Source organism: Confluentibacter flavum (genome assembly GCF_002843175.1).
Lineage (GTDB): Bacteria > Bacteroidota > Bacteroidia > Flavobacteriales > Flavobacteriaceae > Confluentibacter > Confluentibacter flavum.
The window spans coordinates 1-4,566 of the sequence record NZ_PJEO01000010.1 but is presented as its reverse complement, the minus strand read 5'-3'; the positions used below and the strand labels follow the sequence as shown (position 1 = coordinate 4,566).

At 31.3% G+C, this 4,566-nt stretch carries 8 protein-coding genes; 6 read left to right on the top strand and 2 right to left on the bottom strand.

The window, feature by feature from the left end; genetic code table 11:
- Positions 1 to 73 precede the first annotated feature (73 nt).
- On the top strand, positions 74 to 337 hold the full coding sequence (locus tag CSW08_RS01775) for a hypothetical protein (RefSeq protein ID WP_106658199.1): 264 nt from the start codon (positions 74 to 76) through the stop codon (positions 335 to 337).
- Here the strand turns inward: CSW08_RS01775 and CSW08_RS01770 are convergent.
- Positions 327 to 542: a hypothetical protein gene (locus tag CSW08_RS01770; protein ID WP_106658198.1), complete on the bottom strand. Its 216-nt coding sequence runs from the start codon at positions 540 to 542 to the stop codon at positions 327 to 329. The two genes, CSW08_RS01775 and CSW08_RS01770, sit on opposite strands and share 11 nt — an antisense overlap.
- 399 nt (positions 543 to 941) lie before the next feature.
- On the opposite strand from CSW08_RS01770, the gene CSW08_RS01765 reads away from it, so the two are divergent.
- The 5 genes from CSW08_RS01765 (at position 942) to CSW08_RS01745 (ending at position 4,214) form a co-directional block, all read left to right on the top strand.
- Complete coding sequence (locus tag CSW08_RS01765; RefSeq protein WP_106658197.1) at positions 942 to 1,622, top strand: hypothetical protein; 681 nt, start codon at positions 942 to 944, stop codon at positions 1,620 to 1,622.
- 189 nt (positions 1,623 to 1,811) lie between these two features.
- Positions 1,812 to 2,330 carry a hypothetical protein gene (locus CSW08_RS01760; protein ID WP_106658196.1) on the top strand — a complete coding sequence of 173 codons (519 nt, stop codon included), beginning with the start codon at positions 1,812 to 1,814 and terminating at the stop codon, positions 2,328 to 2,330.
- 223 nt (positions 2,331 to 2,553) lie between these two features.
- The gene (locus CSW08_RS01755) at positions 2,554 to 3,279 is read left to right on the top strand and encodes a superoxide dismutase (RefSeq protein WP_106658195.1); all 726 of its coding nucleotides are present in this window, start codon (positions 2,554 to 2,556) and stop codon (positions 3,277 to 3,279) included.
- A 266-nt stretch (positions 3,280 to 3,545) separates the two neighbouring features.
- Positions 3,546 to 3,923 carry a hypothetical protein gene (locus CSW08_RS01750; RefSeq protein ID WP_106658194.1) on the top strand — a complete coding sequence of 126 codons (378 nt, stop codon included), beginning with the start codon at positions 3,546 to 3,548 and terminating at the stop codon, positions 3,921 to 3,923.
- 9 nt (positions 3,924 to 3,932) lie between these two features.
- On the top strand, positions 3,933 to 4,214 hold the full coding sequence (locus CSW08_RS01745) for a hypothetical protein (RefSeq protein WP_106658193.1): 282 nt from the start codon (positions 3,933 to 3,935) through the stop codon (positions 4,212 to 4,214).
- 52 nt (positions 4,215 to 4,266) lie between these two features.
- On the opposite strand, the gene CSW08_RS18415 is transcribed toward CSW08_RS01745, so the two are convergent.
- Positions 4,267 to 4,389 (bottom strand): hypothetical protein, encoded by a 123-nt coding sequence (locus CSW08_RS18415; RefSeq protein ID WP_262496529.1) that lies wholly within the window; start codon positions 4,387 to 4,389, stop codon positions 4,267 to 4,269.
- Positions 4,390 to 4,566 lie beyond the last annotated feature (177 nt).

Genomic DNA, 4,566 nt, shown 5'->3' with positions numbered 1-4,566 from the left:
GTTACCACCCATTAAAGAGAACGTATGAATGAAAGAGTAGAGTGCGGATTTAGGAATTTTAGATAATAAGAATATGGAAAAAATAAATAACGTAGAAATAGATAACGGATATTCAAAGCATCAGTTACAGTATGTTCAATCACCAAAAGAAATTATTTCGGCGGCATATACGGTAACGCATAGATTAGAAGAAGATATTGTAAAAGAAATAAACGAAAAGGGAATAAAATTACTAATAAAGACAAACTCCGACTATTCTATGGTTGAATACTCGGAATTAATAACCGATGATTATGATTTAAAGCATAGGTTTAACGAAAACCATCCTAGGAGTTAGTATATGAAAGGTTTTTTGCGTCATGCTCGTTTTTGAAACCAATTAAAAAACATATTTGAGCAGTCATGATATATATATTTTTATCACCAAAATCGTAACCGTTTTTAATGAAAATCGAATGAATATCATAAAACCTTAAACCATTCTTTAATTCTGGATTTACGGTAATTGGATAAATGATTTTTTGTGGATTGGCAACTGACATATTTTAAAGTTGTATATAAAGTAGAATTACTGTTTCTGTTCAGTTTCTTTATTGTCAACCAAATAAAGAATCAAATAATAACCAAGAAATGCAATCGGAGAAAAACGAGGATAAAGAAAGGTTAACTGACAAAACAAAACAAACCCGAGAAACAGTATTAAGTATTTCGGACTCAACAAAACAAAAAACCATTCCTTAACAGACATTGAACGGATTTAAAAACAACGGCTGACCAAAAAACGGGTGGTAACACCGTGTATAATTAATTGCTAAACTGTTTTACTTCGGAAAAGACCCTCTTTTGTCGAAGTTGGCTGTAATCTATTTTTATACGTTATCGGTACGCAACCAATCATACACGAACACGTTGGGCTTAATTAAAACGACATCTACAGGAGAATGGAATTATTAGTTTTATCTGATTATGGTTCAAGAGAAAATCTGAAAATGAAAAACCCATCTGAATCGGATATCCTTGAAACTATGAATTCAATCGATTGGAATTTATTTCACCAAGTATGTTTAAGTAAAAATGAGTACGATTGGATGGAGGTTGGAGGAAACCTAAAAGATGATGGACTTTCAGCTACTTATGGAAAAAACAATGAGCGATTTGTTATCGATAAAGCTCCTACTACTATTAATCAATTGACTGAAATATTATTATCTTATTTCAACAATGATGGTAAGTTTAATAAAAAATACAAATTCACGGGAGAAAACAATTCGGACTCAACCTATGATGCGGAAAAAGTTTATAAACAACTTTTTGAAAACGAACGAAAAGCATCTTTTGAGAAAAATAAAACAGAAAAATATGGATTAATGGAAATAATTGAATTGTTCATATTTGCTCCATATTATTTCATAAGAGGCAGTTATAAATTTAAATCCTTTAAGCATTTAAAGGATGAAAACTATATTATAAAACTTAAACAGAAATCAATAATTTATATTCTAAGCTTTCTAGCTTGGTTTCTTTTTATAAATTATCAAATAAATAATTATAAGCAAAAACGATTTGAGGAAATTGAAAAAATTGACATCTCTGATTGGAAGAAAAGACACGGATACGAATAATAAATAACTAAGCCCAACACCGTGTATAAAAAATTGCTAGTTTTAGCTGGCACAAAGTTGGTTGCGTGTTTGCTGGCTTCCGATTTTCCTTCGGAAAATCCCCGCCCTCAAACACGCAACTTTCCATACACGAACACGTTACCACCCATTAAAGAGAACGTATGGATGAAAGAGTAGAGTTTTAAAAAAATGGAACAAAAAATATTTGACCTTCTTTTAGAAATTAGCAAAAACGGAAATATTAAAGACATTCCTTCAACAAGGATGAATGCTGAACAAAGAGAATTAGATACAGAAAAAGAAAGAAGATTTAATGTTCTAATAAAACATGGGCTTATAAGCAATAACGGAAATAATATTTTTATAATTACCGAATATGGATACGATGTTGCTCAACACAAAAGTTGGTTGGATTATTTAGAATACAGAAAGAAAATTTTATTGGACAAATCTAAAAAAGAGAAGTATGATTTAAGCATATCATGGTTTCAATCAAAAACTGGTTGGCTTCCTTATTTACTGTCTATTATAAGTGTCGGAATTGCATTATGGTCTTTATCAATATCTAACGAAAAAGAAGAAAAAGACAATAGCCAATTGAATAATATATCAACCCAAAAGCAAATAGAAGATAAAGATTCATCCACCAAAAATACTCTGAATGAAAAGGTTGTAGATACGGTAGTTTTTCGTTTAAAGAATCCGTAAATAAGAAAAACTTACGAATACAATGTTGAACGGACATCGGAATTAAAAAACGGGTGGTAACACCGTGTATAATTAATTGCTAAACTGTTTTACTTCGGAAAAGACCCTCTTTTGTCGAAGTTGGCTGTAAATCTATTTTTATACGTTATCGGTACGCAACCAATCATACACGAACACGTTGGCAGTAATGTGGAAAAACGAGATAAACTGAAAAAGTATAATTATGCACAGAAAAGAATTTTTAAGAAACTCGGCAATTTTAGGCGGAGCGACAATCCTACCAATTAACAACGTTTTTTCACAAAATGTGACAGAAAATGGTATTGACAAATTAGTGGACAATAATGGGAATTTCATTCAGAAATCACTTCCATACAATAAAGCTTTTTTGGAGCCATACATGGACGAAGAAACGCTTCATTTGCACTTTGAATTTCATCACGGTGGAGCAGTTAAAGAAGCGAACACAGATTTGATTAAAATTAAGGAAAATCTAAAATCAGGTGATTTAGACCAAGTGGACTTGTGGACACGAAAATTAGCTTACCATTTTTCAAGCCACGTTCTTCACTCGATTTTTTGGACGAACCTAACCAATAAGAAAACAGAACCCAAAACAGAACTCTTAAAACAGATTGAAAAGGACTTTGGCTCATTTGACAATCTAAAAAATTATATCGGGAAAATATCAAAAACCGTAGAAGGAAGCGGTTGGGGAATTTTGGGCTATCAACCTTATTCGGACAGCTTGACATTATTACAATGCGAAAACCATCAAAAATTAACACAATGGGGTGTTGTTCCAATCTTGGTGATTGACGTTTGGGAACACGCCTATTATTTGAAGTACAAAAATAAAAGAGCTGAATTTGTTGATACAGTTCTTGAAATTATCAATTGGGACAATGTAGCTGACCGATTTATGACAGCAAAACGTCTGACAAAATAAACACTACTGCCAACACCGTGTATAAAAAATTGCTAGTTTTAGCTAAACCAAAGTTGGTTGCCTGTTTGCCGGCTTCCGATTTTCCTTCGGAAAATCCTCGCTCCCAAACACGCAACTTTCCATACACGAACACGTTACCACCCATTATAAAAGTTTTCAAGTGAATAGGGAAAGATGGATTTAAAGTTTAAGATATGGAAGAATATTCGGTGCAGGTTCTAAGTAAGCTTTCGTATGGATTTGAATGTTTAGAGATTTAATGGAATATGACAGATAAAGAAACTGAAGAAGCAATAAAAATAATTAAAGACTTTACCTCATTGATAAATGATGAAAGTGGAAAATCCGATATAAAAATGCTTGAGATTAGAAGTTTAAAGTCTAGCATTGAATTATCCGAGAAAACCTTAATAAGTCTAAAAAATCAATTTTGGTATAATTTAATGTATGTGTTAATCGGTGGGGCTATAGGACTTTGTACAACAATGGCAGTACAATATAACGAAGGAGAAGAAATAGAGAGATTGCATAAATCGGCATACGAGCTAAATGACAAACATGATAGTTTGAATATTGGTCTTCATGAAATGCGTTTAGAAATAATTTCTTTAAAAACAGAATTAGATTCATTGAAAAATAAATAATTTAGATTTATGAACGATAACGAAATTTTTGACCAATTAAACAATCCTGAATTTAAAATCAATATAGGTAGGCTATTATGGGAGGTTCATAAAACCAATCTTAATAACGGTTACCATTTAGCTCAAATATTAAAAACACAACTTGAAATAAAAGAATCGCTAAAAGGAAACACAGGACAAGAAGCCGAAAGTAACGTGGAAGCAAAATTCTCTGAACTAAACTTAAAGTTTGATGATTATCTGAGAGAAGATTTGACCGACGATTTAAATCTCTTGTCTTCCGACGATTAATTAAGTTTTCTATTTGGCTTTTTTCTTTCGTGATATTATATTTAAAAATTAATTAAGAATCCTTTTTTTGGGAATCTAAGTATTTAGCTAAGGCTTTTTTAAATACCTCCTTTTGTCTTAATTTCTCCTCCTCGGGCAAGTCTTTGAATTTGACTATTTTTTTAGTTTCTGACATTAGATGTTTATTTTAAAGAAACGATTAAATAATATAGAAAAAATTACTTTTTTTGGGATTGTTGTTTCATCTCTTGTTGTAGTTTTCAACAAAGAGTCCTATAAAAACGCACTTGATTCATTGAAAAATAAATAATTTAGATTTATGAACGATAACGAAATTTTTGACCAATTAAAC

Excerpts from the sequence above, each read along its gene's own strand:
- CSW08_RS01775 (WP_106658199.1), top strand. The coding sequence starts at position 74 with ATGGAAAAAATAAATAACGTAGAAATAGATAACGGATATTCAAAGCAT.
- CSW08_RS01770 (WP_106658198.1), bottom strand. The coding sequence starts at position 542 with ATGTCAGTTGCCAATCCACAAAAAATCATTTATCCAATTACCGTAAAT.
- CSW08_RS01765 (WP_106658197.1), top strand. The coding sequence starts at position 942 with ATGGAATTATTAGTTTTATCTGATTATGGTTCAAGAGAAAATCTGAAA.
- CSW08_RS01760 (WP_106658196.1), top strand. The coding sequence starts at position 1,812 with ATGGAACAAAAAATATTTGACCTTCTTTTAGAAATTAGCAAAAACGGA.
- CSW08_RS01755 (WP_106658195.1), top strand. The coding sequence starts at position 2,554 with ATGCACAGAAAAGAATTTTTAAGAAACTCGGCAATTTTAGGCGGAGCG.
- CSW08_RS01750 (WP_106658194.1), top strand. The coding sequence starts at position 3,546 with ATGACAGATAAAGAAACTGAAGAAGCAATAAAAATAATTAAAGACTTT.
- CSW08_RS01745 (WP_106658193.1), top strand. The coding sequence starts at position 3,933 with ATGAACGATAACGAAATTTTTGACCAATTAAACAATCCTGAATTTAAA.
- CSW08_RS18415 (WP_262496529.1), bottom strand. The coding sequence starts at position 4,389 with ATGTCAGAAACTAAAAAAATAGTCAAATTCAAAGACTTGCCCGAGGAG.